Here is a 25,678-nt window from a genome sequence, read left to right as displayed (position 1 = left end):
AAACACAGGGCCCGCCGTGGCGAGCCCTGTGTGATACGAGCCTTGGTAATCCTGAGCCGGGTCAGTGCCGGCCACGCAGGGCATTGAGCAGGATGCCGATGGTGGTGCCGTTGTGCAGCACGGACGCGGCGATGGGGCTCAACAGGCCGACCGCCGCCGCTCCCAAAATGGCGGTGTTGGCGCCTATGGTGATGCGGTAGTTGTCGTGGATAAGCCCCATGGCGGCGCACGCCAGCTCGCGGGCATCGGCCACTCGGCTGATGTCGTCCTGCAGCAGGGCGATATCGGCCGAGATGCGGGCGATGTCGGCCCCTTTTTGCATGGCGATCCCCACATGAGCCCCCGCCAGCGCTGGCGCATCGTTGATGCCATCCCCGACGAAGGCGATGCGCGACCCATCCGCGGTCAGCTGTTTTATGATGCTGGCCTTCTCCTCCGGCAGCAGCTGGGCAAACACCTCGTCGATGCCGAGCTGGGCTGCTAGCTCGCTGGCCCTGTCGTGGTGATCCCCGGTCAGCATCAGGATGCGTTTCACCCCGGATTGGCGCAGCCGCGCCAGTGTGGCGGCGCTCTGCTCGCGCACCGTATCGCGCAGGGCCAGCACGCCGATGAGGCTGCCGCCGTAGCCGATGTAGAGCAGGGTCTTGCCCTCCAGATAGAGGTTGTGCAGGGTTTCGGCCCAGGGGGTGACATCGATCCCCTCGTCTTCCTCCACGAAGTGGCGCGAGCCCACCACGATGCGCTTGCCATCGATCTCGCTCGCGACCCCGTGGGCGACGATGAACTCCACCTCGGTGTGATCGAAGTGGCGGCCCTGAATGTTGCGGGACGCCTCCACCACGGCGATGGCCAGCGGGTGGAAGTAGTGCTCCTCCACCGAGGCGGCGAGCCAGATGAGATCGTCCGCGGTGTAGGCGGAATCGAAGGTCACAGAATCAGTCACCACCAGATCCCCGTTGGTCAGGGTGCCGGTCTTGTCGAAGATGAAGGTATCGGCCTCGGCCAGGCGCTCGAGGGCCGTGGCCCCCTTGATGAGAATGCCCCCCTTGCCGGCTGCGTACATGGCGGATTTGAATGCCACCGGGGTGGCGAGCTTGAGGGCGCAGGAGTAGTCCGCCTGCAGCACGGCGGCGGCCCGGCGCCAGTCACCGCTGAGCAGGAAGGCCGAGCCCGCGAGCCCGAGTACCCTCGGCACCAGCTTGTCGGCGAGCTGGGAGGCCTGCAGCTGCACCTCGCTCTTGGCGGTGAGGGATTGCTGCACATAGTCGGCGATGCGGGCGGCGGCGGTGCGCTGGCCCACGTGCTCGGCGTAGATGCGCAGCCGCCCATCCTCCAGCACGGTACCGGACATCACGGCGTCGCCGCGCGATTTGGCAACGGATCGGCTCTCGCCGGTCATGGAGGCCTCGTTGACATAGGCCTCGCCGCCGAGCACTGTGCCATCTATCTGGATGACCATGCCGGTGGCGACGATCACCGTCTCGCCGACCTCGACCTCGCTCGCGGGCACCAGAATTTCCACCCCATCCCGCTCGACCCAGATCTCGTCGCTGGCGGGTTTGAGCAATTCCCGCAGCATGTCATCGGATCGCCTGGAGATGGACTCCTCCAGATATTCCCCCAGCTCCAGCATGAAGGAGGTGGTGTTGGCCGCGAGATAATCGCCGCTGCCAAGGGAGATGGAAACCGCCATCCCTTCCAGTACATGGGAGGTGAGGCCGCGGGAGACCAGCTCACCGGCGCCGTGGCGCAGCACCGGCAGCGCCATCAGCAAAGAGAGGGGCAGACGCTGTGGCACCGGCAGCAGGTTGACCCCGAGCAGCGCCGCCAGATTGGTGGCGAGCCGGGTGCGACTGACGGCGGCAGGTGCAGGGGCTGCAAATCCGATCCGGCCAGGGGGCGGGGTGAGCGCCAGGATCTGCTCGGCCAGGGTGGATGCCGCTGTCACGCGCCAGTCAAAGGAGATGACGAGGGAGCTGGCCTTGGGGTTGAACCTGACCTGCTGCACCCCGGCCAGATCGGCGATGGCGTAGCTGAGCCCCTGGCAGTCCAGCGGTTGCCCCGATGAGCGGCGATAGTGCCAGCGTACCCGTCCCCGGCACAAATGTACCTGGCGCAGGGAGGCGACACCGGCGAGCTCGCTACTCATCCTGCTCGCCGCCCTGGGCCTGCAGCTCGGCCTGCATGTCGGCCATCTGCTCCTTGAGCTCCGCCACGCCACCGTTGATGTCGCTGTAGAGACGCACCGCCGAGCGCACTATCTTCTCGCGCAGCTCATCGTTGCTGAGCACATAGACGGCCGCCGCACCGATGGCCGCCCCGAGCAGCAGTTGCTGGGTGTTATTGCCCTGCAACTTGCCAAGCCAGCCCTGAGCCTGACTCAGGCCGGCCTGAGCGCCATTGCCTTGCGCCATTTGTGCCTTCAACAGCTTCTTGTAGGCCTTCTTGCTCTTCTTACCCATGTGACGATTCCTTTGAGTGATTCAGTAGTTGTTCGGTGCTGGCGATGCCGATGACACCCCCCAGCAACAGCAGGCCGGCCCGCTGCACATTGCCCTGCTCGAGGGCGTTGGCGACCCCAAGGCCGGTGGCCACGGCCAGGCCGCCTTGCAATGAATGGCGCAGGATCTTGCGACAAGGCGCCTTGCCCGGCTTGGCGCCGCTTTGCAGTGCGCTGAGCAAGCCACCCGCCACGGCGCCGCGCACGAAGTGATTGGCGAGTTCGCGGCTCTGGGGCTTCATGCCTCTGACTCCCGCTGGGCGGGCTGCGGATCGCTGGCGGGATCGGCCACAGCTGCGACGGGCGCAACCTGCTCCTGTGTCTCGGCCAGATGCTGACGCAGTTTGGCGGAGGAGTGCTCCAGGTTGGCGAGGCCACAGATGGACGCCTCGCGCAGTTTGGCCTTCACCGTGCCGACCGAGGCGGTGGACACGGTGCGGGGCAGATTGCGGGGAAGGGTGCGCATCGCCAGGGCGCCGGCGATGGCGCCGACAATCAATGGGATCATGTTGATACTCCTGTGGTTGATTCAGAGGTGCCGCAGCCTGCTCAGCCGCGGGCGAAGGTCTGGTAATGGTGTTCGATGCGATCGAGTGCCTGGGTCACCTGCGGGCACTCTTCCCCGCCGAGCAGGGACTCCCACAGGGGAGGGGGGATCTCGGCCGTGTCATACTCCACCACGCACGACAGGGCGGCGGGATTGACTCTCAAATCGCGGATGCCGGGCATGGTTTCGATCATCTGCTTGAGTTGGCCGACCTGGCTCAGCTGACCGAGTTCCGGGCTGGCGAGCGCCCCCAGCTTGAGTTTGAAGCGAACCCGGCCGGGAATGTGGTGGGCGATGGTCAGGTGGCGGGTCAGGGCCCGCAGTTGTTCAAGGCGAGTCATGCATGGCCCTTGTTTGCGCTGCATCAGTGAAAGACATTGCGACGGTGAATGGCGAGGTGAACCGAGAGGGCGGCCACAAACAGCCAGCCGGTGGCGGCGTGCAGGCGCTTGTTGCCGGCATAGACCAGGGCGATGGAGACCGGCAGCGCCACTATGGCGGCTATCTTGGCTCCCCGGTTGGCACGGCGGCGCCAGGCGGCGCGATGGGCTCGCTTTGCGGGTTTGGTTGCCTGCGCCGGGGCGGCTGCCTCGGGCGGGTGGTTGGTCTGCCCTTGCGCGTCCTGGGGCTCGCTCTGCGGTTGCCCGTTGCACAGGGTCAGCACCCTGGACTCCATCTCGGCTTTGTCACAGTGCGCGATGCGATATTGCACTATCAGGCTGCGCGCCTCTGGGTTGAGGCGAAGGCTCTGTACCTCTGGCCAGGCGGCCAGTTCGGTTTGCCAATGGCTCAGCTGGGCCGGGTCAGTGGCGCCCTGCCTGATGCGAAGCCGCCCCGGAACCGAGGCGACCAAACGAGATTGCGGTGTGCTCACAACCGAAACTCCATGGATGAGTGAGATAGCTGCACTATCTGCCTGTCGCGGGGGGGATTTTTTGATCTCCATCAGACAAGTGATGATTGACTCCCAGCTTTTGACGCAGCCAGGGCAATCGATTGCGAAGAAGGGGTGACAAAGCATGAAAATAAGGTGGAGCTCCTGCTGAGCTGAAAAGAAGCGGATAGCGGATAAAGGAGGAAAGGGGCGAGAAACGAACAGCCCCCGCTGATGGGGGGCTGTTGCATGTCAGATCACTCAGGCCGGTTGTGGCTCCGTGCTGGCCTGATAGACGGGGTAGTCGATAAGGCCCTGCTCGGCCCCACCAAACAGGGTGGCCGGATCGTGGGGCGTCCAGGGGTAGCCGTGACGCAGCCGGTTCGGCAAGTCAGGGTTCGCCACGAAGGGGCGACCGAAGCCAATCATGTCGGCCCAGCCCGCCTTGAGGGCGGCGCGCGCCCGCTCACCATCGTACTTGCCCGCATAGATGAGGGTGTTGGGGAAGGCGTCCCGCAGCCCTTGCTTGAAGTTGTCCGGCATCAGGGGGGCATCGTCCCAATCCGCCTCGGCGATATGCAGATAGGTGACATTGAGCTCCCCCAGCAGCTTGGCGGCGGCCAGATAGGTCTGCTCCGGGTTCGCATCGACGGTGCCGTTGAGGGTGGTGAGCGGGGCCAGGCGCACGCCGACTCTGTCTGCGCCGATCTCGGCGCTGACCGCCTCGGTCACTTCTCTCAAGAAGCGCAGCCGATTCTCGAGGGAGCCACCGTAGCTGTCGGTGCGGGCATTGGACTCGGAGTCGAGGAACTGGTTGATGAGGTAGCCGTTGGCGGCGTGCAGCTCGATGCCGTCAAAGCCTGCGTCCATGGCGTTGCGGGCGGCCTGGCGGAACTGATCCACCACGGCATCGATGTCGTCCTGGCTCATGGCGCGGGGGGGGACGGTCTCGACGAAGCCGGGGGCGTCGCCGCCGTTATCGACGAACACCCTGACCCCATCGGCCTTGATGGCAGAGGCCGAGATGGGCTGGGCACCGCCGATGTTGTCAGGATGGGTGACCCGACCCACGTGCCAGAGCTGGGCGAACATGGTGCCCCCCTTGGCGTGGACGGCGTCGGTCACCTGCTTCCAGCCGGCGACCTGCTCAGGACTATAGATACCTGGCGTCCAGGCATAGCCCTTACCGAGAGGATCTATCTGGGTGCCTTCACCGATGATGAGGCCGGCCCCGGCGCGCTGGGCGTAATAGGTCGCCATCATGGCGTTGGCTACGTCCCCTGGCTGACTGGCACGGGAGCGGGTCATGGGGGGCATGACGATACGGTTATTCAGGTGCAATTGGCCGAGGCGCAGGGGGCAGAACAGGTTGTCGTGGCTCATCTTGAATTCCTCATTTGGGATTGAGGTCACTCTACGTTCGGATGTCATTGTGAAAAAGAGGGGTAATTGCAGAAGAGAATTGCAAGTTGTGCAGCAATAGAGGGGGAATATCAGGAAAAGGCCATCGCTGGGATAGTACAGTGTGGTGGCGATGGGCGCAGCAATGCATACAGAACGGGGGTGAAAAAAGAGAGGGAGGCATATGGCCTCCCTCTCTCGTTATCTACCGCTAGGGCGATCATCAGGGCATTAGAGGCCCAGCGGGGTGACGCGCACCCGCTCGATGCGTCGCTCGCTCACCGCCAGCACCTCGAAGCAGAGCTGGCCGAGCCGCAGCTGCTGGCCGGCATTTGGCAGCACGCCGAAGTGGGAGAGCAGCATGCCCGCCAGGGTCACGTACTCGTCGCTGTCGCTCACCAGACCGTCGCACTCCAGCACCTGCTCCACATGGTGGATGTTGGTGCTGCCATTGATGAGCCAACCCTCGCCCTCAGGCACTATGTCCGGAGTCTCGTCCTCGTCCGGCAGTTCGCCGACGATGGCCTCCAGCAGATCATGGGTGGTGACCAGTCCCTGGATGACGCCGAACTCGTCGGCCACCAGGATGAGGCTGCCCTTGGCCTGGCGCAGCTCCGCCAGCAGCCGGATCACGTTGATGGTCTGCGGCACTATGATGGGGTCGTTCTGCTTGGCGAGCTCGGCCAGTGACTGGCCCTCATTCAAGGCAAACAGCAGATCGCGCGCCTTGACCACCCCGACTATCTCGTCCAGCTCACCGTCGCAGACCGGGAACAGGCTGTGAGGGGCGCGCTGTAGCAGGGCACGGATCTCGTCGATGGAGTCGTTGATGTCGATCCACTCCATCTCGGCGCGGGGGGTCATGATGGTGCGAATGGATCGCTCGGCCAAGGAGAGCACCCCGGTCACCATGTAACGCTCCTCCTCACCAAAGCTGATGGGGCGAGGAGTATCTTGCTCCTCTTCCTCATCTTGCAGATGCTGCTGATTGGCCTTGCTACCGCCCATCAAACTGAAGATGGCGGCGGTGGTGCGCTCGCGCAGTGGCTGCCTGGACTCATGACGCTGGGCACTGCGCTGGGCCAGCTGGTTGAAGAACTCGATGAGCACCGAGAAGCCGATGGCGGCGTAGAGATAACCCTTGGGGATGTGGAAGCCAAAACCTTCCGCCACCAGGCTGAAGCCTATCATCAGCAGGAAGCTCAGACAGAGCACCACTACTGTGGGGTGGGCGTTGACGAAGCGGGTCAGCGGTTTGGAAGCGAGCACCATCACCACCATGGCGATGGTCACGGCGGCCATCATGACGCCGAGGTGATCCACCATGCCGACGGCGGTGATGATGGAGTCCAGGGAGAAGACCGCATCCAGCACCAAAATCTGGGCGATCACCACCCCGAAGCCGGCGTAGACGCCGACCTGACCATGTTGCTCGGGCTTGGCTTCGAGCCGTTCGTGCAGCTCGGTGGTGGCCTTGAACAGTAGGAACAGGCCACCCCCCATCAGGATCAGATCCCGACCGGAGAAGGCGAACTCACCGAGTTGCAAGATGGGCTGGGTGAGCGTCACCAGCCAGGACATGATACTGAGCAACCCCAGCCGCATCAGCAGGGCCAGCGACAGCCCGATGAGCCTTGCCTTGTCCCGCTGGGCGGGGGGCAATTTTTTCACCAGGATGGCGATGAACACCAGATTGTCTATCCCGAGCACTATCTCCAGGATGATCAGGGTAAAAAGACCGACCCAGATCGAGGGGTCCAGCAAGAATTCCATGTCATAAACCTCAATAAAAACAAACAGAAAGGGTGTCAGTCACGGCAAGGGCCGCGGCAGTGCAAGGCTGTTGTTCAGAGGCGCTGATGGAGCAGGTAAAGATAGGCTTTGATGGGGAAAGACGAAGGGCTACTTCGGGGGTTGTCCATGATGGGCAATAAAACCTCGGTTAAAAATGAACCCCGATGATAACGGTTGTCGCTGATTTGGCAAGGGATTGTGATGGCGGGCTGAGCAATGGGTTTTATGAACGCAAACAAAGCCGCTCGTCGCCAGAACACATGATGACAACGACATCAATATAAAGAGATTCATTGAGCAAGCAGAGGCTGCCGGTAATTATTAATCAGTGCAGACTGTCGATAATAAACGCCGATGCACCCCAATGTTATTAACCTCGGCATTCTTTATTTGTCACAATCGAATTAAATATGGGATAAATACTCTATTTTGGTTGAGCGATATATATTGAGGGTGTGAGATATAGATACACCAGATCTTGTCGGGATAATGCATCTGTCTGGATGGAAATATAAGCACAAAGCAGGGAGGTGATGCCTCCCCCTTGCGATTACACCTTGATGGACCGGGTTGATGGATCGGGGTTGACCGTCCGCAGATCGGGCTATTGGTTGCCGGTGTAAGCGGCGCCTTGCACATGTCCTTTTTTGTCACTGAGGCAGGACCAGGGGGCCTCGGCGCCCGGCACCTGGATGGTGACGCCCACCCCAGCTTGCGAATCCAGCACCTCGGTGACCTTGAGTTGGCTCAGGGGAACCTTGGTTTTGCCAGCCACGGCCTTCAGACAGGCAGTCTCGGCAGGGCTGGCCTTGCTGGCGGGGGCGCTCTTGCTGGCAGCGGCTGCGCTGGGTTGGCAAATGCCCGAGCCTTGCTTGCTGGTGTAGGATACGTCGTACTGCTTCCCGGTCTTGCTGATGGAGAGGGTGACACCGGCGCCTCTGGCCTCATAGAAGTCGTCGCTGTACTTCTTGAGTTTGGCCTCTTTGCCATTGATATAGACGGCGCCGCCTTCATCGCTGTGCATCTGGATCTTACCCGGACATTGATAGTTCAGCTGGGGCAGGGCGGCACTCGCCGTGCCAGCCATTGCCATGGTGATGATTGCAATGAACATTTTATTCATGACTATTACCTTCACTGTTTAACAATATGTCGCTTGTTATTTTATTGAGGTGTGACAAGGTGCCTCGGCGAATATCCATTGGTTCGCGGTGAGAATAAATAGCGGTTGCACTTAATTTTAGCAACGAAATTTTTGTATTGTTTTGTACATGGTAATGGTTATTGATACGCCATCAGGGGAAGCCGAATATTGTTTACTTAAATAATCACATTAATGCGAATAAAGAGAGGGGAATAGCAACACCGGGAGGCCGGTGGATGGCGGCGCAAATGGATGTTGTCATTTGGCAGGGGAATAGTGTGGGCGGGGGCTCGAACCTTATCTCGCTACTGCGCCATCACGCGGGGCCGAACCCCGCGTGATGGCAAAGGGTCAGAGCCAGCGCTTCTCGCGGGTGAAGCAGACCGACAGCCAGGCATCGCCGAGGGTATCGCCAAGGCGGGACCAGAGCTCCTGGCGCAGGGCATCCTGGCGCTCGATGGGCCACTCCTGATCGGGCGCAACCAGGATGTTGAGCTCCAAGTCGAAGCGGCGGCCGCTTTTGGCCAAATGGCTGTAACACTCGATGCCATGACGTTGGCGCAGGGCCTCTATCTCGTGCTCGACCCGCTCTGTGACCTCGCCCTTGGGGGCTACTTTGAGCACTTCGCGCAGGTTGCGGCCCAACACCTTGATGGGGATCAGGGTGGCGCACAGGGCAAGCAGGGTGACCAGCACCGGGTCTATGTAGCGGTTGTAGTGGCCGTAGCCGATGGCCTCGAGGCCGATGGCGACCACGAAACCGATGAGCAGGGTGGCGCTGAGCAGGGTGTCGACCAGCCACTCCTTGGAGTCGACTCGCACCAGTTCGGAGTTGATCCGCTCGGCAACCGCCGCTTCGATGCGGTAGATGATGGCGCAGAAGAAGGTGCAGACGGCGGCATAGATGAGGGCGTGACCGAGATCGATTTCCCGACCGCCTGCCATCAGGGAGGTGATGCCGCTATAGAGGGCGCCGAGACAGAGCAGCAGAATGATGGCGCCGTTGATGACGTTGGTGATGGGCTCGAAGTGGGCGTAGCCGTACTGGAAACGGTCATCTGAGGGGCGGGTAACCAAGTAGGCGGTGATGAGCCCAAGGCCCGTCATGCCCATGCTGAACAGGGTGAAGATGCCATCGAGCATGATGGCGTTGGAGCCGACGAAGAGACCATAGCCGATGCCGAAGATGGCGAAGCTGATGCAACCAAACAGCGACAGCGTCAGGGCCTGTTTTTCGGTGCGAATAAGCGTACTGATAACATGGCTGTAATGAGCCATAAAAGTCCTCCTTTCAAATGGTGAAGATTGCAGAGCGCAAGCGGTTTTCTAGCTGATATACTGCCCGCTCACATGTGAGCGGATCGGCCAAGGCAGCCCGGTAGAGGCCAGTCTGGCGGTCGTTGTCGCCGGTGTTCCGGCATCAAGCAAAGGAAGGGAACAAGGATTCATGATCCCGAGACTCGATTACCAGGACAGTTTGTCACCCACAACCCTGCAGTTCCTTGAGTTGCTAGGACGCAGCGCATTTCGTGGTGATATCGAAAAGTCTTATGCAAGCCGGTTGGCGATGGCGACGGATAACAGCGTCTATCAGGTCGTTCCTCAGGCAGTCCTTTATCCGCGCAGCGCGGATGATATTGCGGTGATGCTCAAGTTGGCTCAGCAGCCAGACCACGCAGCCTTGAGCTTTTTCCCTCGCGGCGGCGGTACCGGCACCAATGGCCAGTCCTTGGGCGGCGGCATTATCGTCGATCTCTCCCGCCATATGAACCAGATCATGGAAATTAATCTGGAAGAGGGCTGGGTGCGGGCCCAGGCCGGGGTGGTAAAGGATCAGCTCAACGCCTATCTCAAACCCCACGGCTTCTTCTTCTCGCCGGATCTCTCCACTTCCAACCGCGCCACCCTGGGCGGCATGGTCAACACCGATGCCTCGGGGCAAGGGTCGCTGGTCTACGGCAAGACCTCGGATCACGTGCTGGGCCTCAAAGCCGTGCTGGAAAACGGTGACATCCTGGCGACCGAGCCGGTCAATGGCGCGCGGCTCGAAGACAAGCTGGCCCTCGAGAGTCGGGAGGGGGATATTTATCGCACCCTCTATCGCATCGGCAAGGAGAGGCGCGCCGACATAGAGGCGACCTTCCCCAAGCTGAACCGTTTCCTCACCGGTTACGATCTCAAACACCTCTATAGCCCCGAGACCGACACTCTGGATATAAGTCGGGTGCTGTGCGGCTCGGAAGGCTCCTTGGGCTTTATCACCGAGGCCAGGCTCAACATCACCCCCATCCCGCGCTACCGGACCCTGGTCAACGTCAAGTACGACAGCTTTCCCTCCGCCCTGCGCAACGCCCCCTTTATGGTGCAAGCCCACGCCCTGTCGGTGGAGACGGTGGATTCTCGCGTCTTGGGGCTGGCTCGCGCCGATATCATCTGGCATTCGGTGAAAGAGTTCATTCAGGACGTGCCGGGCAAGGATCTGCAGGGGCTCAACATCGTCGAGTTTGCGGATACCGATGAAGCAGCGCACGAGATCAAGGTGGCCGAGCTGTGCCGCCGTATCGATGGGTTACTGGAGCACGGCGAGGCGGGCGTCATCGGCTATCAGGTGTGCAGTCATTTGCCAAGCATCGAGACCATCTACGGCATGCGCAAGAAGTCGGTGGGGCTGCTCGGCAACGCCGAGGGCCGCAAGAAGCCGGTGGCTTTTACCGAAGATACCGCGGTACCGCCAGAATCCCTCGCCGATTTCATCATGGAGTTTCGTGCCCTGCTCGACGGTCACGGCCTCGATTACGGCATGTTCGGCCACGTCGATGCGGGGGTGCTGCACGTGCGCCCGGCACTGGATCTGTGCGATCCCGAGCAGGAGGTGCTGCTGCGCCGCATCTCGGATCAGGTGGTGGCGCTCACCGCCAAATACGGCGGCCTGATGTGGGGCGAGCACGGCAAGGGCTTTCGCTCCGAGTACAGCCCCGCCTTCTTCGGCGAGCTGTGGGAGGAGTTGCAGCGGGTGAAGGGGGCCTTCGATCCCCAAAATCGCCTCAACCCCGGCAAGATCTGCGTGCCCTATGGCAGCGGCGCCGAGCTTGTATCAGTGGATGGGCCCAAGCGCGGCAAGTTTGATCGCCAGATCCCCATCGCCGTGCGCGCGAGTTACACCCGCGCCATGGACTGCAACGGCAACGGTCTGTGCTTCACCTTCGAGACCGACTCCCCCATGTGCCCCTCGGTCAAGGTAAGCAAAGACAGGCGTCACTCTCCCAAGGGACGGGCGGGCTTGATGCGTGAATGGCTGCGCCAGCTGGCTGAGCAGGGTTTCGATCCTCTGGCAGAGGAGGTGGCGCTGCAAAGCGGTGGCTTAGCGATAAAGAGCATTGTCGACAAGGTGCGTAACACAGTGGCTCGCGCCCGCGGCCAGTATGACTTCTCCCACGAGGTGATGGAGGCGATGGAAGGGTGCCTGGCCTGCAAGGCGTGCACCAGCCAGTGCCCCATCAAGGTGGATGTGCCCAACTTCCGCGCCCGCTTCATGCAGCTCTATCACAGCCGCTACCTGCGCGGCCCCAAGGATTACTTCGTCGGCACCGTCGAAAGCTATGCACCACTGCTCGCCAAGGCCCCCAAGCTGGTCAACTTCTTCCTGGAAAAAGAGTGGGCCCAGAAGGCGACCGAGAAGAGCATCGGCATGGTGGATGTGCCCCTGCTCTCGGTGCCGACCCTGGCGGACTCCCTGCGCGACCATCGTGCCCGTTACTTCGACCTGCCGGGGCTTGAGGCCATGAGCCTTGAGCAGCGTCAAAAAGTGGTTCTTATCGTACAAGACCCCTTCACTAGTTATTACGACGCGCCCGTGGTGCGCGATCTGGTGAAACTCGCCAGTAAACTCGGGCTTCAGCCCTATTTGCTGCCGTTCAAGCCCAATGGCAAACCCCAGCATGTAAAAGGTTTCCTGCGCGCCTTTGCCCGCACCGCGGCGAGCAGTGCCCAGTTCCTCAACAAGATAGCGGCGCTGGGCATCCCCATGGTGGGGGTGGATCCCTCGCTAGTGCTTTGCTATCGCGATGAATACGCCAAGGCGCTGGGCGCCGCCCGTGGCGACTTCCAGGTGTTGCTGCCCCAGGAGTGGCTGCTGACGCTACCTGCGCCAGAGCCGAAAGCCGTCGCAGCGGAGCCCTGGTATCTGTTTGCCCACTGCACCGAGAAGACCAACAAGCCGTCGACCCACGGCGACTGGAGCACCCTGTTTAGCCGCTTCGGCGCCAAGTTGCAGCCAGTCCCGGTCGGCTGCTGCGGCATGGCAGGTACCTACGGTCACGACGCCAAGCAGGTGGACAACTCCAAGGGCATCTATGGCTTGAGTTGGGCCGAGCCGCTTGCTCGTCTGCCCAAAGAACGCTGTCTGGCCACGGGTTACTCCTGTCGCAGTCAGGTGAAACGGATGGAGGGCGAAAAACTCAAGCATCCGCTGCAGGCGTTGCTGGAACTGCTCTGATGCTCAGCCTGCCCAAACGGTTTCGGGTGCCGCAAGCCTTTCGGCACCCGAGTTTTCTGCTGTTGCCGACCAGCCAGGCTCAGGCGGTGGTGGAGTTTGTGGCCATATTGCGTTCGCGCGAGCAGCTGCATCAGCTGTTTCGTGCCAACGACATCTGGCCTTCCGCCCAGTTCAGCCTGAGCCAGCATGAGGCCGATCTGGAGTGGCAGCGCTCCGAGTTTCTGGCCAAGCGCTCCTTTGCCTATGGCCTCTGGAGCCCGGAGCGGGAGCCCGTGTTTTGGGGGGGCGTCTATCTCTATCCCTCGGTCTTGCCCGAGGTGGAGGTGGAGCTGTTCTTCTGGAAGGTGGCCGAGGCGCCCCTGTCGGATGCCGAGCTGGAGGCCGAGTTGCGTGCCTGGCTTGGCAAGACGTGGCATTGGTCCCAGCCGTGCTTGCCGGGGCGGGAAATCCCCTGGAACGAGTGGCCAGGGGTGACCTACCCCTGGTGACTCGGTTATCATTTTGCGCGAATGTCCCGCACAGCCCCGGCGCAGGCATTTTTTCGTGCCGCTTTCTCTGACACTGCATGTTTCAACTCATTGATCATACAAGGAGTCATCTCGTCATGAACCAAGATAGCGCGCCCATCTGGCGCAAACCCATCAGTCTGGAGGGGCTCAATGCCAGCTCCCGCAACACCCTGATGGCCCACCTTGGCATCCTCTACACGGCCTTTGGCCCGGATTGGCTGGAAGCCAGCATGCCGGTGGATCACCGTACCCATCAACCGCTCGGCATGTTGCACGGCGGCGCCTCAGTAGTGCTGGCGGAGACGCTGGGATCGTTGGCGGCCAATATGGCGGTCGGTGCAGACAGTTATTGTGTGGGACTGGAGGTCAATGCCAACCATCTGCGGGCCAAGCGGGAAGGGGTGGTGACAGGGCGTTGTTCACCCTTGCATCTGGGGGCAACGACCCAGGTGTGGCAGATTGAAATCCGGGATGAAAGGGGGCGTTTGCTCTGTACCAGCCGGCTCACCATGGCGGTGTTAAAACACAAGCTGGACAAGGACTTTCGCGAGAAGTGATCTGCAATAACGCACTATGCGTGCAAAATAAGCAAGCCATAGTCGCGAGATCCCTCTATAATTGCCAACGTCTTGAGATGCTTATCACATTTTTCAAGACAGCAGAACAAAGTGGCGCTATAATCGCCGCCTTTTTGCTATTCCGCGGTGTTAGCCGCCTGCCTTAATCTGGAAGAATCGAATCTATGTCTGATACCGAACAACTGCCCCTTTTTAGTGAGCTTGGACTGGCCGCGCCTGTATTGAAAGCGCTGCAGGACGTGGGCTATGAGCGCCCGTCTCCCATCCAGGCCGCAGCAATCCCCCACCTGATGGCGGGACACGATCTGCTGGGGCAGGCTCAAACCGGTACAGGGAAGACCGCTGCTTTTGCCTTGCCTCTGTTGTCTCGTTTGGAAGCTGGTAACCGTAACACCCAGGTTTTGGTGCTGGCACCTACTCGTGAACTGGCGCTGCAGGTTGCTGAGGCGTGCCAACGTTACGCCAAGCACATGCCTGACTTCCACGTCCTGCCGATCTACGGTGGTTCCTCCTACGAAACCCAGACCCGCGCTCTGCGTCGCGGCGCTCAGGTTGTCGTGGGTACCCCGGGTCGTGTGATGGATCTGATCCGTCGCAAAAATCTGGACCTCTCCGGCCTGAAAGCGCTGGTGCTGGACGAAGCCGATGAAATGCTGCGCATGGGCTTCATCGACGACGTGGACTGGATCATGGATCAGTGCCCGGCCGGTCGTCAGGTTGCCCTGTTCTCCGCCACCATGCCGGAGCAGATCCGTCGTGTGGCCCAGAAGCACCTGAAACAGCCGAAAGAGATCAAGATCGTCTCCAAGACCTCCACTGCACCGACCATCCGTCAGCGCTACTGGCAGGTAACCGGTCTGCACAAGCTGGACGCCATGACCCGTCTGCTGGAAGTCGAGCCCTACGAGGCTGTACTGGTGTTTGTACGCACCAAGAACGCCGCCGAAGAGCTGGCCGGCAAGCTGGCCGCTCGTGGCCACGCCTGTGAAGCCTTGCACGGTGACATCCCGCAGAAACTGCGTGAGCGTACCGTCGACAAGCTGCGTCAAGGCCAGCTGGACATCCTGATCGCCACCGACGTGGTCGCTCGTGGTCTGGACGTTGAGCGTATCACCCACGTGGTGAACTACGACATTCCGTACGATACCGAATCCTACGTACACCGTATCGGCCGTACTGGTCGTGCCGGTCGTAAGGGTGAGGCCATCCTGTTCGTGGCTCCCCGTGAGCGCCGCATGCTGCGCGCCATCGAGCACGCAACTCGTCAGGCCATCGAGCCGATGAAGATGCCGAGCACCGAAGACATCAACCAGCATCGTATGACCAAGTTCAAAGAGCGCATCCGGGAAACCATGATGGGCGAAGAGCTTGAGCTCTATCACAACCTGGTCAACGAGCTGATCGAAGAAGATTCTGCCGATCCGCTGGAGCTGGCTGCTGCATTGGCCAAGCTGGTACAGGGCGACCAACCGCTGCTGCTGGACGAGTCCATCCCGGATCCGGCCTTCAACACCAGCAACGATCGTGGTGGCCGTGACTTCGAGCGCCGTGATGGTGGTCGTGAGTTCGGTAACCGTGATTTCGCCGACCGTGGTGATCGTCCTGCCCGTCGCATGCCGTCCCTCGAGCCGCGTCCGCTGAAAGACAACCCGGACGTGGAAATGGAGCGCTACCGTGTAGACGTGGGTGCCCATCACGGCGTCAAGCCGGGCCAGATCGTGGGCGCCATCGCCAACGAAGCGAACATCGAGAGCCGTTTCATCGGTAACATCGACATCGCCGATGACTTCTCCACCGTCGACCTGCCCAAGGGCATGACCGCCGACGTGCTGGAAGTGATCAAGAAGGCCCGTGTCTGCCAGCGTCCGCTGCAGATCAGCCGCTACACCGAAGTGCCGGCCGGCAGCAACACTGCTCCCCGTCCGTCCAGCGATCGTCCCTTCAACAAGGACCGTCCTTTCAACAAGGATCGCCGTCCTGCCGGTGACCGTCCGTTCAACAAGAGCGGGGAGCGCCGTGAAGGTGGCTTCAACAAGGATCGCAAGTTCGGTGGCAACAAGCGCCGCGATAGCTAAGTCCTGATTGCACTGATAAAAGGCCGCTCATTGAGCGGCCTTTTTTATGGGCGCAATACTCATCTTGCTCGAGCTGGCTGGCCTGATGGCTGTCACCTGCTAAGGCAGCGATCCCGTGGCCGTGGTGTCGACCAGACCGGGTATGGGCTTGTGCCCGATGGGCCTAGCAGTGGTTGGTAAAGGCATTAACGAACGGGGTAAGGGCAGGGGGAATGCCTCGATAGGGGTGATGGCGATATTTGTGCTGGCGGTTATCTTGCTGGGTGGGGATAGCGCACTTATCGCCCATCAGCAATGTAGCGATGGCCTGTGAGGTGCCGGGCAATAACCCAACTCATGGCGGACATATTGCTCGCAATGCGCTCGGTTCCGGTGGCGTCATGAGGCGGCCGGTTCGGGGTGGGCGGAGGTGAATTGCGGTTGGCGTTGCAGATACTGCTGCTGGTGATGCTAGGGCGGCGCAAGAGGCTAGCGCTGGCCCGACGATGCCTGTGAGCGGGATAAACAAAAGGCGACCCTGGGGTCGCCTTTTGCATTGCATCTGTCTGTGCTCTCAGCCGGGTGCTTAGAGCACCATGGCGGCTATCCAGCCGAAGATGATGAGCGGGATGTTGTAGTGGACGAAGGTGGGCACCACGCTGTCCCAGATGTGGTCGTGCTGACCATCGGCGTTGAGGCCGGAGGTCGGCCCCAGGGTCGAATCCGAGGCGGGAGAACCCGCATCCCCCAGCGCACCGGCGGTCCCCACTAGGGAGATGGTCGCCAGCGGGGAGAAGCCGAGGTGGAGGCACAGCGGCACATAGATGGTGGCGATGATGGGCACGGTGGAGAAGGAGGAGCCGATCCCCATGGTGATGAGCAGGCCCACCAGCAGCATCAGGAAGGCAGCTATGCCCTTGTGACCGGCCATCATGCCGGAGACGGCCTGCACCAGGCTCTCGACCCCGTGGGTTTCCTTCATCACGGCGGCGAAGCCGGCGGCGGAGATCATGATGAAGCCGATGAGGGACATCATGCGCACGCCCTGGGTGAAGGCGTCCTGACTCTCGCGGAACTTGATGACGCCGCCGCAGGTAAAGATGACAAAACCGGCCAGCGCACCCAGTACGATGCTGTTGGTCATCAGCTGCAGCCCCAGCGCCACGGCGATGGCCAGCAGGGCGACCCAGATGTGGTTGAGGTTAAGATCCACCGTCTCCGGCTCGGCGGCCAGGATCTTGTCCAGATCGTACTGGCGTGGCTTGCGGTAGCTGAAGAAGACGGCGATCAGCAGACCGATGAACATGCCAAACACCGGGATGGCCATGGCCAGCGGCAACTGGCTGTGCTCTACGGCAACGCCGTTGTCGATCAGGTTCTTGGCCAGGATGTTGTTGAGGAAGATGCCGCCAAAGCCCACCGGCAGCAGCATATAGGTCGCGGTCAGGCCGAAGGTGATGACGCAGGCCACCTGACGGCGGTCAATTTGCATCTGGGCCATGACGTGCAACAGCGGTGGGATCAGGATGGGGATGAAGGCGATGTGCACCGGGATCAGGTTCTGGGAGGAGATGGAGACCCCCAGTACCGAGCTGAGCAGCAGGGTTTTGACCCAGAGGATGCGCGAACTGCTGGCATCTTTGCCGAGCTGGCTGATGACCTTGCGGGCCAGCAGATCGGTGATCCCTGAGCGGGAGATGGCGACCGCGAAGGCCCCCAGCATGGCGTAGGAGAGGGCGATTTCGGCGCCGCCCCCCAGGCCACCGCTGAAGGTGCTGAGGGTGTGCTCCAGTGAGAGTCCGCCGATCAGGCCACCGACGATGGCGCCGATGGCGAGGGAGACCACCACATTGATCCGCAGCAGGCTGAGCACCAGCATCAGCGCCACCGCGATAACAACAGGATTCATTTGATTTCCTTATTTATTATGTTGCTGTCTGTCATGTGAAAAGCGGTTAGTTTGCGAAAAACGTGACAAATGTCGAGAAAAAAATCGGCCAAATAGGCTATTTGGCAGCATCTTGTGGCACAAAATTGATCATAGGCAGCATTTGACCCGCAGGCGGTGTTCTGTGCCCGTTCTGGTCAAACCAGCAGCAGTAGCCGACCTCTCGCAAAACAAACAGGCTGCCTGGGGGCAGCCTGTTTGTGCAGGGCTCAAACGGCCTATGCCTCGGGTTCGGCCTCAGGTGCCTCGTCCGGGTTGGCTGGCGGCCAGCCGCCCAGGCTCTTCCAGCGGTTGACGATATGACAGAACAGTTCGCTGGTGCGCTCGGTGTCATAGAGGGCGGAGTGCGCCTCTTTGTTGTCAAACGGGATGCGGGCGCTCTGGCAGGCCTTGGCCAGCACGGTCTGACCCAGGGCAAGGCCCGCGAGCGCGGCGGTGTCGAAGGTCGCAAAGGGGTGGAATGGATTGCGCTTGAGGCCAGCGCGCTCGGCGGCGGCCATCACGAAGCCGTGATCGAAAGTGGCGTTGTGGGCCACTATGATGGCGCGGCCGCAATCTTGCTCCTTCATGCCCTTGCGCACGCCCTTGAAGATCTCGGTCAGCGCCTCTTTCTCGCTGACGGCGCCGCGCAGCGGATTGAAGGGGTCGATGCCGGTGAAGTCCAGCGCCGCCTTCTCCAGGTTGGCGCCTTCGAATGGCTCGACATGAAAATGAAACATCTGATCAGGTACCAGCCAGCCCTGCTCATCCATCTTGAGAGTAGAGGCGGCGATCTCCAGCAGGGCGTCGGTACTGGCATTGAACCCGGCGGTTTCAACATCGATGACGACGGGGTAAAAGCCACGAAAGCGGCCCTTGAGGGTGTGAACGGCGTCGGTCATGGTATCTCGGTCGGCGTGAAAGGAAGGCGCATTATGGCAAAAAAGCGCGCTCTTGTCCCTCCCGAGCGACGGCCAAGCGACGCGCTGACCCCTGGGTTTTCGCATTATGCGGCGGCGCGGCCAGCACTTGACCCGCCTTTGAGCTTTTCTCCCTCCCTTGCCCCGCTTTGTTGCTAAAGCTTGCGCCGCCCCTGCCGATAGTTAATCCGAGATCGTATGGAGGGCAAGCCATTGAATGCTTGGGTGTTAGGGTTGGTCAGCATATCCGTGAGTATGCAGTTGCAGGCGGGAGTCACCGAATTTGGTGCCGGCCTGGATCAATCCGTCTGGCGGTTGACCTCCGATAGCCAGGTCGAGTGTCGCCTCGAGCATCCCATTCCCCGCTGGGGCACCGGCGCCTTCGTCAGCCGTGCCGGTCGCAAGATCAATCTGGATTTCGAATTGAAGGGACAGCGCCCCCAGGCGCGCACCCAGACCGTGAGCCTCGGCATCATGCCGCCCATCTGGCGACCGGGCGTGGCTGGCCGTGAGATAAGCCAGCTGCAGTTTTACCAGCAGTTTGACGGTCTGGTGGGGGGGCAAACCGCCTGGACCATGCTGGACGAGCTGGAAGGGGGGCGCATGCCGACCTTCCAGTACCGCGACTGGTATCGCCAGGACAGGCCGGTGCGGGTGTCGCTCTCCTCGGTCAACTTCCGGGTCAAATACCAGGCCTTCATGGATTGCCTGAGCGGCCTGCTGCCTTACAACTTCAATGACATCGCCTTCAGCGTGCTCACCTATGACAAGAACAGCGACAACCTGTCGGTCGCCTCCCGCAGGCGGCTGGCGATGATCGGCGACTACGTGAAGGCGGACAAGAGTATCGACGTGGTGGTGATCGACGCCTACAGCGACAGCTACGGCGGGCGCTGGCCCAATCAGAAGCTGTCCGAGAAGCGGGCCGATGCCATCAAGCAGGTGTTTGTGGACTTGGGGATCGAGGAGGGCAAGATCTCGGTGGAGGGCCATGGCGAGAAGCAGCACGTGGCCTCCAATGAAACGGAAGGCGGCCGCGCCAAGAACCGGCGAGTGGTGATCAACATGGGCCGCAACGGCGCCATCTGACAGGCAGTGAGCCATGCTGCCTGACCTCTGCAGCATATCGCCTAATGCTGTAAAACGTTGCTTTGATGAAATATTGCACTGCCTATCCAGGGTTATTTTCCTCATATCCTGACCATAATAGCCATCCCTAAAGACCCCTTATTCCCGCATGACGGGCATAAAAAAATGCCAGTCAGCTGAGCCGACTGGCATTTTTTCTATCGAGAATACGCTGGCTTATTTGGCCAGGGATTCCGGCAGGTTCTCGCGGATCTTGCCGAGCATCTCTTTGAGGACGCGCGGGTTGGCGACGACCAGGTTACCGGAGTTCTCGTAGTTGTGACCACCGACGAAGTCGGTCACGATGGCACCCGCTTCCTTGGCCAGCAGCTCACCGGCGGCGGTTTCCCAAGGCTTCAGGCCTATTTCCCAGAAACCGTCGATACGACCAGCGGCCACGTAGGCCAGATCCAGCGCAGGGCAGCCGGCGCGACGGATGTCGGCACACTCGATGAACATGCTCTGGAACATCTTCAGGTAAGGCTCGATGTGGTGCTTCTGCTTGAACGGGAAACCGGTGGCCAGTACGGTGCCAGCCATCTCTTTGGCCTTGCCGACGCGGATGCGGTAGCCGTTCAGCTGAGCGCCGTTACCGCGGGTAGAGGTAAACAGCTCGTCGCGGATCGGATCGTACACAACGGCTTGTTCGGTCTTGCCCTTGACGCGCAGGGCGATGGAGACGGCAAAGTGCGGAATGCCTTTGACCAGGTTGGTCGTGCCATCCAGTGGGTCGATGATCCATTGGTAATCCGGATTGGTACCGGCAATCTCACCAGACTCTTCAGCCACGATGCTGTGTTCCGGGTAAGATTTTTTGATGGTGTGAATGATGGCCGCTTCGGCGTCACGGTCAACGTTGGTCACGAAGTCATGGCTGCCTTTCTGGATAGCCTCGATGTTCTCAGGCTGGGAGAAGGCTTTTACTACAACTTGACCGGCGTTGCGCGCAGCGCGCACGGCGATATTCAGCATCGGATGCATAGGTTCACCACTGGATGTTAAAGAACGGGGATAAAAGGACGCGGTATCTTACCAAGATATTTGAGAATGGCAACCGATATACATGCGTCCCCTTACTTTCGCGACTGCCAGATCTGACGGCTCCAATAAAGACTCTTTTTGGTCTAGTCTTATCGCGACAGCCGAACAACAGGCTGTGGTGAGCATAGGGACATGAGCCATGAATCTGTCATTGATTAGTCAAAAACCGGCGGCTGCGACGGCGCAGGGAGTGTTGGTCGCACTGCAGGCCGCCAGTGGATATGGGAATTATTTCAACGAGGTACGTGTCTCACAACCCGCACAATGGCAACCCGAGCCAGGCGAGGCGGCCATTCTGTTGCTGGAAGAGGATGATGCCGCCTGGCCCGAGCTGTCCTGGTCGCTTGGCAATGAATCGCTGGGCCTGCCGGTCTTGCCGCTGCGGGTGTATCGGCAGAGCGACACCCTCTCGCCCCAGGGGCCGGATGTCAGGGATCCCCGCTTCTACTTTGTCTCCAACGGCATAGTGCTGGATGAAGCAGACCTGGCCGATCCCGCCCGCAGCCGCGTCTTGCAGAGCAAGCTCGAGTCCTATTTCCCCCTCCTTTCCCGTCTCACCCTGCTGCGTCAGCGCCAACCCATGGGGCTGCCCAGCTAGTCAGCTTATCTTTGGTATCGCTGTTCAAGCGGCGCAATATTTGTCATAACTGACCGGTATTGCGCAGCCGCGATCTGTTTTACTCCCCGCATTGTCGATGTGTCACGGCGAATGAGAGCGACTGTCAACGGAGAATGACATGAAGGTGTATGAGTTGAGGCGTGCCCCCAACGCCCGCCGGGTCAGGATGTTCCTGGCGGAGAAAGGGGTCGAGATGACGTACCAGCAGGTGGACCTGGGGGCGGGGGAGAACCTGGCCCCGGACTTTCTGGCCAAGAATCCCGCCGGGCGCATCCCGGTGCTTGAGCTAGATGATGGCACCCACATCAGTGAAACCATCGCCATCTGCCGCTATTTTGAAGAGCTTTATCCCACTCCCAATCTGTTTGGCAGCACACCCCTTGAGCGGGCGACCATAGAGATGTGGAGTCGCTTCATCGAGTTCAACCTCTGGTTGCCGACCGGCATGGCGTTTCGCCACATCACCGGCTTTTACAAGGATAGGGAGACCGTCTTCCCCGACTGGGGCGAGGAGTGCAAAAGGAATGCCCAGACATGGTTTGACAAGCTGGAGGCGCGGCTGGCCGAGGTGCCCTATATGGCCGGCGAGCGTTTCACCATCGCCGATATCCTGACCCTCTGTACCATCGATTTTGGCAAGGTGGTGGGATTGCGCATCGCCCCCACTCAACGGCATCTTCAGGCTTGGCACGAGCGGGTCAGTGCCCGTCAGAGTGCCCAGGCCTGACGGCTATGTGTGAATAATCAAGGAGTCCATGATGATCGATCTCTATACCGCAGCAACCCCCAATGGCTTCAAGGTCACCATCGCCCTGGAAGAGCTGGGGCTGCCCTATCGGGTGATCCCCCTCGACCTGTCGGCGCTGGATCAGAAGAAGCCTGACTTTCTGGCGATCAATCCCAACGGCCGCATTCCGGCCATCGTCGACCGGGATAACGGCGACTTCGCGGTGTTCGAATCCGGCGCCATCCTGCTCTATCTGGCGGAGAAAGCGGGCAAGCTGCTGCCGCAAGATCCCAAGCGCCGCTCCCAGGCCATTCAGTGGCTGATGTTCCAGATGGGCGGCGTCGGTCCCATGATGGGGCAGGCCAACGTCTTCTATCGCTACTTCCCCGAGAAGATCCCGGCCGCCATCGAGCGCTACCAGAAAGAGGGGCGCCGCCTGTTCGAGGTGCTCGACAGCCATCTGGCCCACCACCAGTATCTGGCCGACGAGTACAGCATCGCCGACATCGCCACCTGGCCCTGGGTGCGGATCTATGACTGGAGCGGTATCTCCATCGAGGGGCTGACTCATTTGCAGGCCTGGATGGATCGCATGGCCGCCAAGCCCGCCTGCCAGAAGGGCATCAACATACCGCCGCGCAAGGAAGAGACGCCAGAAGAGGCGGCCAAACGGGTGCAACAGATGGTCACTCGTTAAGATGACAAGGATGGCCCTGCGATGGGCCATCTTTTTTCCAGTTCTTCCCCCCTCGTTTTGACCCCAATATTTCCCACCACCCATCTCGACAAAGCCCTGATCTGAAGGGCTGATGACATCGTTCATTTCCGTCAAATAAGCCATTTATCAAGAGAAGAAAGCTATTTTGCACGAATAAATGTTATGTTATAACGAAACGCTTTTGGCTGATAATGATTATTGTTTGGGTGGAAGGAATGACAAAAAAGTATGCCTATTCAGGCTGGTGCGCGCTGGCACTGCTGGTTGGGATGAGTGCGGCCCATGGCAAGCCGCTCACCATGGTGGGGCCCTGGGAGATCCACAGCCTGGATCCGGCCAGTAACGGGGTCTTCTTCACCCGCTTGCAGGTCGCCGAGACCCTGGTGGAAGTGGGCGACAAGGGAGAACTGCAACCTGGCCTCGCCAGTAGCTGGTCAGTGTCCGACGATGGTTTGAGCTGGCAATTCAGGCTGCGCCCCCACGCCCATTTTCACGATGACAGCGAGGTGAGTGCCGAGCAGGTCGCGTTTGCCTTGCAGCAGGCCTTGCGCAAACCCGGCGTGCTGCAAAGCGTGCCTATCGAGAGGGTTGAAGCAAAAGAGGATTCGCTGCTCATCAGTCTCCACGAGCCCTTCGCCTCCTTGGCGGCGGTGCTGGCCCATCCCAGTACCCAGATCCTGGCGAAGGGGGCTTATGACGACAAGGGGGAGGTGACCCGGGTTATTGGCTCCGGCCCTTATCGCATCAGCCGTTTACAGCAACCGCAGCGAATTGACGTCAGCCGCTTCGAGGGGTGGGATGGCGCCCAACCTGCTATTGAGCAAGTCAGCTATCTGACGGTGGGCCGCGCCGAGAGCCGCACCCTGATGGCCGAGAGCGGTCAGGCTGACATCGCCTGGGGGCTGGATCCGGTCAGCATCCGCCGCCTGCAGCAGGCCCCTCGCGTTACCATCGCCTCGGTGACTCTGCCACGCACCATACAGCTCAAACTCAATGGGGCCGATCCGCTGTTAAGTGATCCGGCCGTGCGCCGCGCACTCAGTCTGGCTATCGACCGCAGCGGCATGGCGACCGCCCTGCTGCGGGATCCCGAGATGGCGGCGACTCAGCTGTTTCCACCCAGCCTGAGCGAATGGCATCAACCCGGCCTGACCCCGCTCGCCTATGACCTGAAGGCGGCGCAGGCGGCCTTTGCCGCGGCGGGTTGGCACAAGGGGGACGACGGCGTGTTGCACAAGGGACAGGCTCGCTTTGCCCTGACCCTGCGCACCTTCCCGGATCGCCCGGAGTTGCCGCAGCTGGCGACGGCGTTGCAGGCGCAGTGGAAGCAAGTGGGGGTCGAGCTCAAGGTGGCGGTGGGCAACTCGAGCGAGATCCCGGCCGGCCATCAGGATGGCTCGCTCCAGCTCGGTCTCTATGCCCGCAACTATGCGCTGGTGCCGGATCCGCTGGTGACCCTGCTGGGGGATCTGGCACCCGCAGGGGCCGACTGGGGAGTGATGAACTGGCAATCCCCCGCGCTTGAGCAAGATCTTGCCCGCCTTGGCAAGGAGACGCTGCCGGCAAAGGAGGCCGCCGCGCTTCGCCTCGGCATCGCCACCACATTGCAACAGGAGCTGCCGCTGCTGCCCATCGCCTGGTATCGCCAGAGTGCGGCGGTCAGCCGTCAGCTCAAGGGCTTTGCGCTGGATCCCCAGGAGCGCAGCTACCATCTGACCAGGCTGACATGGAGTGCGCCATGACAGGCTCGCTCTGGCCGACCGTCATGGCGGTCCTCGGCCTGCGGCTGATACAGGCGCTGACGGTGGCGCTGCTGGTGGCCGGGCTCTGTTTTCTGATGGTGCAATCCCTGCCGGGGGACATCGCCTTTCGCATCGCCGCGGGCCGCTACGGCTATGACTATGTCACCGCCGAGGCCGCGAGCGCAGTGCGCAGCGAGCCGGGACTGACCGGCTCGGCCCTTGCCCGCTTCGGTGACTGGCTGGGCGCCCTGCTGCAGGGGGATCTGGGCAACTCCCTGGTGACAGGGGCGCCGGTGGCGGGCGAGATTGCCCATCACCTGGGGGCCACCCTGTCGCTGGCGTTCGCCGCCGTGGTGCTGGCCCTGCTGCTGGCCTTGCCCCTCGGCAGCCTGAGCGCCCTGCGCCCGGGAGGGCTCTGCGATCGGTTGATCCTGGCCTGGAGTGTGCTGATGCGGGCGCTGCCTCCCTTCCTGCTCGGCCTGGTGCTGATGGTACTGCTCTCGGTCGAGCTGGGCTGGTTTCGCGCCGCCGGGCACGGGGAGGGACACAACCTCTGGCTGCCCGCATTGACCCTGGGGCTTGGCCTCTCCGGCGTGCTGGCCCGAGTGGTGCGAGAAAGCGTGCTCAGCGTGGTGCAGTCCGATTATTACCGCTTCGCCCTCACCAAGGGGCTCTCTCCGGTGCGGGTATTCTGGCGCCACGGGCTGCGCAACATCGGGGTCAGCGTCATCGCCTACACCAGCGTGCAATTGGTGCTCCTGATCGAAGGCGTGGTGGTGGTCGAGAGCCTGTTCGCCTGGCCCGGCATCGGCCATGCGCTGGTGCATGCCATCTTCTGGCGCGACGTGCCCATGGTTCAGGGCACTGTGCTGGTGCTGGCGGCGCTGTTCGTGCTGCTCAACACCCTGACCGACTTGCTTTGCCTCGCCATCGATCCCCGTGGTCCCAAGGAGTCTTGAT

Annotated in this window: 23 protein-coding genes; 10 read left to right on the top strand and 13 right to left on the bottom strand. The window is 61.1% G+C overall.

Translation table 11 applies throughout. The features are described from left to right. Positions 1-61 precede the first annotated feature (61 nt). The 10 genes from BN1137_RS18075 to BN1137_RS18030 all read right to left on the bottom strand — a co-directional run bounded on the left by BN1137_RS18075 (position 62) and on the right by BN1137_RS18030 (position 9,538). A complete protein-coding gene (locus BN1137_RS18075; protein ID WP_050719921.1) occupies positions 62-2,149 on the bottom strand; it encodes a heavy metal translocating P-type ATPase in 2,088 nt (695 codons plus the stop codon). Next, on the bottom strand, positions 2,142-2,462 hold the full coding sequence (locus BN1137_RS18070; protein ID WP_050719920.1) for a hypothetical protein: 321 nt from the start codon (positions 2,460-2,462) through the stop codon (positions 2,142-2,144). The genes BN1137_RS18075 and BN1137_RS18070 overlap by 8 nt, the downstream gene beginning before the upstream one ends. Continuing rightward, entirely contained in the window at positions 2,455-2,742 is a 288-nt protein-coding gene (locus BN1137_RS18065) for a hypothetical protein (RefSeq protein WP_050719919.1), read from the bottom strand. Before BN1137_RS18065 ends, BN1137_RS18070 begins: the two co-directional genes overlap by 8 nt. Next, positions 2,739-3,008 carry a hypothetical protein gene (locus BN1137_RS18060; RefSeq protein ID WP_050719918.1) on the bottom strand — a complete coding sequence of 90 codons (270 nt, stop codon included), beginning with the start codon at positions 3,006-3,008 and terminating at the stop codon, positions 2,739-2,741. The genes BN1137_RS18065 and BN1137_RS18060 overlap by 4 nt, the downstream gene beginning before the upstream one ends. A 41-nt stretch (positions 3,009-3,049) precedes the next feature. Beyond that, positions 3,050-3,388, bottom strand: coding sequence for a hypothetical protein (locus BN1137_RS18055; RefSeq protein WP_198150667.1), 339 nt, complete (start codon positions 3,386-3,388; stop codon positions 3,050-3,052). A gap of 23 nt (positions 3,389-3,411) precedes the next feature. Further along, positions 3,412-3,921 carry a hypothetical protein gene (locus BN1137_RS18050; protein WP_157433824.1) on the bottom strand — a complete coding sequence of 170 codons (510 nt, stop codon included), beginning with the start codon at positions 3,919-3,921 and terminating at the stop codon, positions 3,412-3,414. 261 nt (positions 3,922-4,182) lie between these two features. Then, entirely contained in the window at positions 4,183-5,304 is a 1,122-nt protein-coding gene (locus BN1137_RS18045; RefSeq protein WP_050719915.1) for an alkene reductase, read from the bottom strand. A gap of 249 nt (positions 5,305-5,553) precedes the next feature. Then, the gene (locus BN1137_RS18040) at positions 5,554-7,095 is read right to left on the bottom strand and encodes a TerC family protein (RefSeq protein ID WP_050719914.1); all 1,542 of its coding nucleotides are present in this window, start codon (positions 7,093-7,095) and stop codon (positions 5,554-5,556) included. 625 nt (positions 7,096-7,720) lie between these two features. Next, the gene (locus tag BN1137_RS18035; protein WP_050719913.1) at positions 7,721-8,239 is read right to left on the bottom strand and encodes a hypothetical protein; all 519 of its coding nucleotides are present in this window, start codon (positions 8,237-8,239) and stop codon (positions 7,721-7,723) included. A 372-nt stretch (positions 8,240-8,611) separates the two neighbouring features. Continuing rightward, positions 8,612-9,538 (bottom strand): cation diffusion facilitator family transporter, encoded by a 927-nt coding sequence (locus BN1137_RS18030; RefSeq protein WP_050719912.1) that lies wholly within the window; start codon positions 9,536-9,538, stop codon positions 8,612-8,614. 169 nt (positions 9,539-9,707) lie between these two features. Here BN1137_RS18030 and ydiJ point away from each other — a divergent pair, with 169 nt between their 5' ends. The 4 genes from ydiJ (at position 9,708) to BN1137_RS18010 (ending at position 15,917) form a co-directional block, all read left to right on the top strand. Continuing rightward, entirely contained in the window at positions 9,708-12,755 is a 3,048-nt protein-coding gene (gene ydiJ, locus BN1137_RS18025) for a D-2-hydroxyglutarate dehydrogenase YdiJ (RefSeq protein ID WP_050719911.1), read from the top strand. After that, entirely contained in the window at positions 12,755-13,243 is a 489-nt protein-coding gene (locus BN1137_RS18020; protein WP_050719910.1) for a hypothetical protein, read from the top strand. The genes ydiJ and BN1137_RS18020 overlap by 1 nt, the downstream gene beginning before the upstream one ends. Before the next feature lie 116 nt (positions 13,244-13,359). Next, complete coding sequence (locus BN1137_RS18015) at positions 13,360-13,821, top strand: hotdog fold thioesterase (RefSeq protein ID WP_050719909.1); 462 nt, start codon at positions 13,360-13,362, stop codon at positions 13,819-13,821. Between the two features lie 185 nt (positions 13,822-14,006). Beyond that, the gene (locus tag BN1137_RS18010) at positions 14,007-15,917 is read left to right on the top strand and encodes a DEAD/DEAH box helicase (protein ID WP_050719908.1); all 1,911 of its coding nucleotides are present in this window, start codon (positions 14,007-14,009) and stop codon (positions 15,915-15,917) included. A 565-nt stretch (positions 15,918-16,482) separates the two neighbouring features. Here the strand turns inward: BN1137_RS18010 and BN1137_RS18000 are convergent. Then, the gene (locus tag BN1137_RS18000) at positions 16,483-17,805 is read right to left on the bottom strand and encodes a Na+/H+ antiporter family protein (protein WP_050719906.1); all 1,323 of its coding nucleotides are present in this window, start codon (positions 17,803-17,805) and stop codon (positions 16,483-16,485) included. 257 nt (positions 17,806-18,062) lie between these two features. Then, entirely contained in the window at positions 18,063-18,725 is a 663-nt protein-coding gene (rnt, locus tag BN1137_RS17995; protein ID WP_050719905.1) for a ribonuclease T, read from the bottom strand. A gap of 231 nt (positions 18,726-18,956) precedes the next feature. On the opposite strand from rnt, the gene BN1137_RS17990 reads away from it, so the two are divergent. Beyond that, complete coding sequence (locus BN1137_RS17990) at positions 18,957-19,832, top strand: flagellar protein MotY (protein WP_198150666.1); 876 nt, start codon at positions 18,957-18,959, stop codon at positions 19,830-19,832. Between the two features lie 216 nt (positions 19,833-20,048). Here the strand turns inward: BN1137_RS17990 and suhB are convergent, their stop codons facing one another. Next, complete coding sequence (suhB, locus tag BN1137_RS17985; RefSeq protein WP_050719904.1) at positions 20,049-20,852, bottom strand: inositol-1-monophosphatase; 804 nt, start codon at positions 20,850-20,852, stop codon at positions 20,049-20,051. A gap of 199 nt (positions 20,853-21,051) precedes the next feature. Here suhB and BN1137_RS17980 point away from each other — a divergent pair, with 199 nt between their 5' ends. From BN1137_RS17980 to BN1137_RS17960, 5 genes are all read left to right on the top strand, one after another. Beyond that, positions 21,052-21,510 carry a hypothetical protein gene (locus BN1137_RS17980; protein WP_050719903.1) on the top strand — a complete coding sequence of 153 codons (459 nt, stop codon included), beginning with the start codon at positions 21,052-21,054 and terminating at the stop codon, positions 21,508-21,510. 139 nt (positions 21,511-21,649) lie between these two features. Further along, positions 21,650-22,258, top strand: a complete 609-nt coding sequence (locus BN1137_RS17975; protein WP_050719902.1) for a glutathione S-transferase family protein — start codon at positions 21,650-21,652, stop codon at positions 22,256-22,258. 31 nt (positions 22,259-22,289) lie between these two features. Next, positions 22,290-22,955, top strand: coding sequence for a glutathione S-transferase family protein (locus tag BN1137_RS17970; protein ID WP_050719901.1), 666 nt, complete (start codon positions 22,290-22,292; stop codon positions 22,953-22,955). Positions 22,956-23,191: 236 nt separating this feature from the next. Then, positions 23,192-24,718, top strand: a complete 1,527-nt coding sequence (locus BN1137_RS17965) for an ABC transporter substrate-binding protein (RefSeq protein WP_050719900.1) — start codon at positions 23,192-23,194, stop codon at positions 24,716-24,718. Beyond that, positions 24,715-25,677, top strand: a complete 963-nt coding sequence (locus tag BN1137_RS17960; protein WP_050719899.1) for an ABC transporter permease — start codon at positions 24,715-24,717, stop codon at positions 25,675-25,677. Before BN1137_RS17965 ends, BN1137_RS17960 begins: the two co-directional genes overlap by 4 nt. The last annotated feature ends 1 nt before the right edge of the window (position 25,678 follow it).

Source organism: Aeromonas tecta (assembly GCF_000820185.1).
GTDB lineage: Bacteria > Pseudomonadota > Gammaproteobacteria > Enterobacterales > Aeromonadaceae > Aeromonas > Aeromonas tecta.
The sequence above is the reverse complement of the archived record's forward strand: the minus strand, read 5'-3'. Positions and strand labels throughout refer to the sequence as shown.

What these genes read in the sequence shown, in the direction of transcription:
- BN1137_RS18060 (WP_050719918.1), bottom strand. Translation starts at nt 3,008, where the DNA reads ATGATCCCATTGATTGTCGGCGCCATCGCCGGCGCCCTGGCGATGCGC.
- BN1137_RS17965 (WP_050719900.1), top strand. Translation starts at nt 23,192, where the DNA reads ATGACAAAAAAGTATGCCTATTCAGGCTGGTGCGCGCTGGCACTGCTG.
- BN1137_RS18035 (WP_050719913.1), bottom strand. Translation starts at nt 8,239, where the DNA reads ATGAATAAAATGTTCATTGCAATCATCACCATGGCAATGGCTGGCACG.
- BN1137_RS18015 (WP_050719909.1), top strand. Translation starts at nt 13,360, where the DNA reads ATGAACCAAGATAGCGCGCCCATCTGGCGCAAACCCATCAGTCTGGAG.
- BN1137_RS18010 (WP_050719908.1), top strand. Translation starts at nt 14,007, where the DNA reads ATGTCTGATACCGAACAACTGCCCCTTTTTAGTGAGCTTGGACTGGCC.
- BN1137_RS18040 (WP_050719914.1), bottom strand. Translation starts at nt 7,095, where the DNA reads ATGGAATTCTTGCTGGACCCCTCGATCTGGGTCGGTCTTTTTACCCTG.
- BN1137_RS17980 (WP_050719903.1), top strand. Translation starts at nt 21,052, where the DNA reads ATGAATCTGTCATTGATTAGTCAAAAACCGGCGGCTGCGACGGCGCAG.
- ydiJ (WP_050719911.1), top strand. Translation starts at nt 9,708, where the DNA reads ATGATCCCGAGACTCGATTACCAGGACAGTTTGTCACCCACAACCCTG.
- BN1137_RS18045 (WP_050719915.1), bottom strand. Translation starts at nt 5,304, where the DNA reads ATGAGCCACGACAACCTGTTCTGCCCCCTGCGCCTCGGCCAATTGCAC.
- BN1137_RS18070 (WP_050719920.1), bottom strand. Translation starts at nt 2,462, where the DNA reads ATGGGTAAGAAGAGCAAGAAGGCCTACAAGAAGCTGTTGAAGGCACAA.
- BN1137_RS17975 (WP_050719902.1), top strand. Translation starts at nt 21,650, where the DNA reads ATGAAGGTGTATGAGTTGAGGCGTGCCCCCAACGCCCGCCGGGTCAGG.
- BN1137_RS17960 (WP_050719899.1), top strand. Translation starts at nt 24,715, where the DNA reads ATGACAGGCTCGCTCTGGCCGACCGTCATGGCGGTCCTCGGCCTGCGG.
- rnt (WP_050719905.1), bottom strand. Translation starts at nt 18,725, where the DNA reads ATGACCGACGCCGTTCACACCCTCAAGGGCCGCTTTCGTGGCTTTTAC.
- BN1137_RS18000 (WP_050719906.1), bottom strand. Translation starts at nt 17,805, where the DNA reads ATGAATCCTGTTGTTATCGCGGTGGCGCTGATGCTGGTGCTCAGCCTG.
- BN1137_RS18055 (WP_198150667.1), bottom strand. Translation starts at nt 3,388, where the DNA reads ATGACTCGCCTTGAACAACTGCGGGCCCTGACCCGCCACCTGACCATC.
- BN1137_RS18075 (WP_050719921.1), bottom strand. Translation starts at nt 2,149, where the DNA reads ATGAGTAGCGAGCTCGCCGGTGTCGCCTCCCTGCGCCAGGTACATTTG.
- suhB (WP_050719904.1), bottom strand. Translation starts at nt 20,852, where the DNA reads ATGCATCCGATGCTGAATATCGCCGTGCGCGCTGCGCGCAACGCCGGT.
- BN1137_RS18065 (WP_050719919.1), bottom strand. Translation starts at nt 2,742, where the DNA reads ATGAAGCCCCAGAGCCGCGAACTCGCCAATCACTTCGTGCGCGGCGCC.
- BN1137_RS18030 (WP_050719912.1), bottom strand. Translation starts at nt 9,538, where the DNA reads ATGGCTCATTACAGCCATGTTATCAGTACGCTTATTCGCACCGAAAAA.
- BN1137_RS18020 (WP_050719910.1), top strand. Translation starts at nt 12,755, where the DNA reads ATGCTCAGCCTGCCCAAACGGTTTCGGGTGCCGCAAGCCTTTCGGCAC.
- BN1137_RS17970 (WP_050719901.1), top strand. Translation starts at nt 22,290, where the DNA reads ATGATCGATCTCTATACCGCAGCAACCCCCAATGGCTTCAAGGTCACC.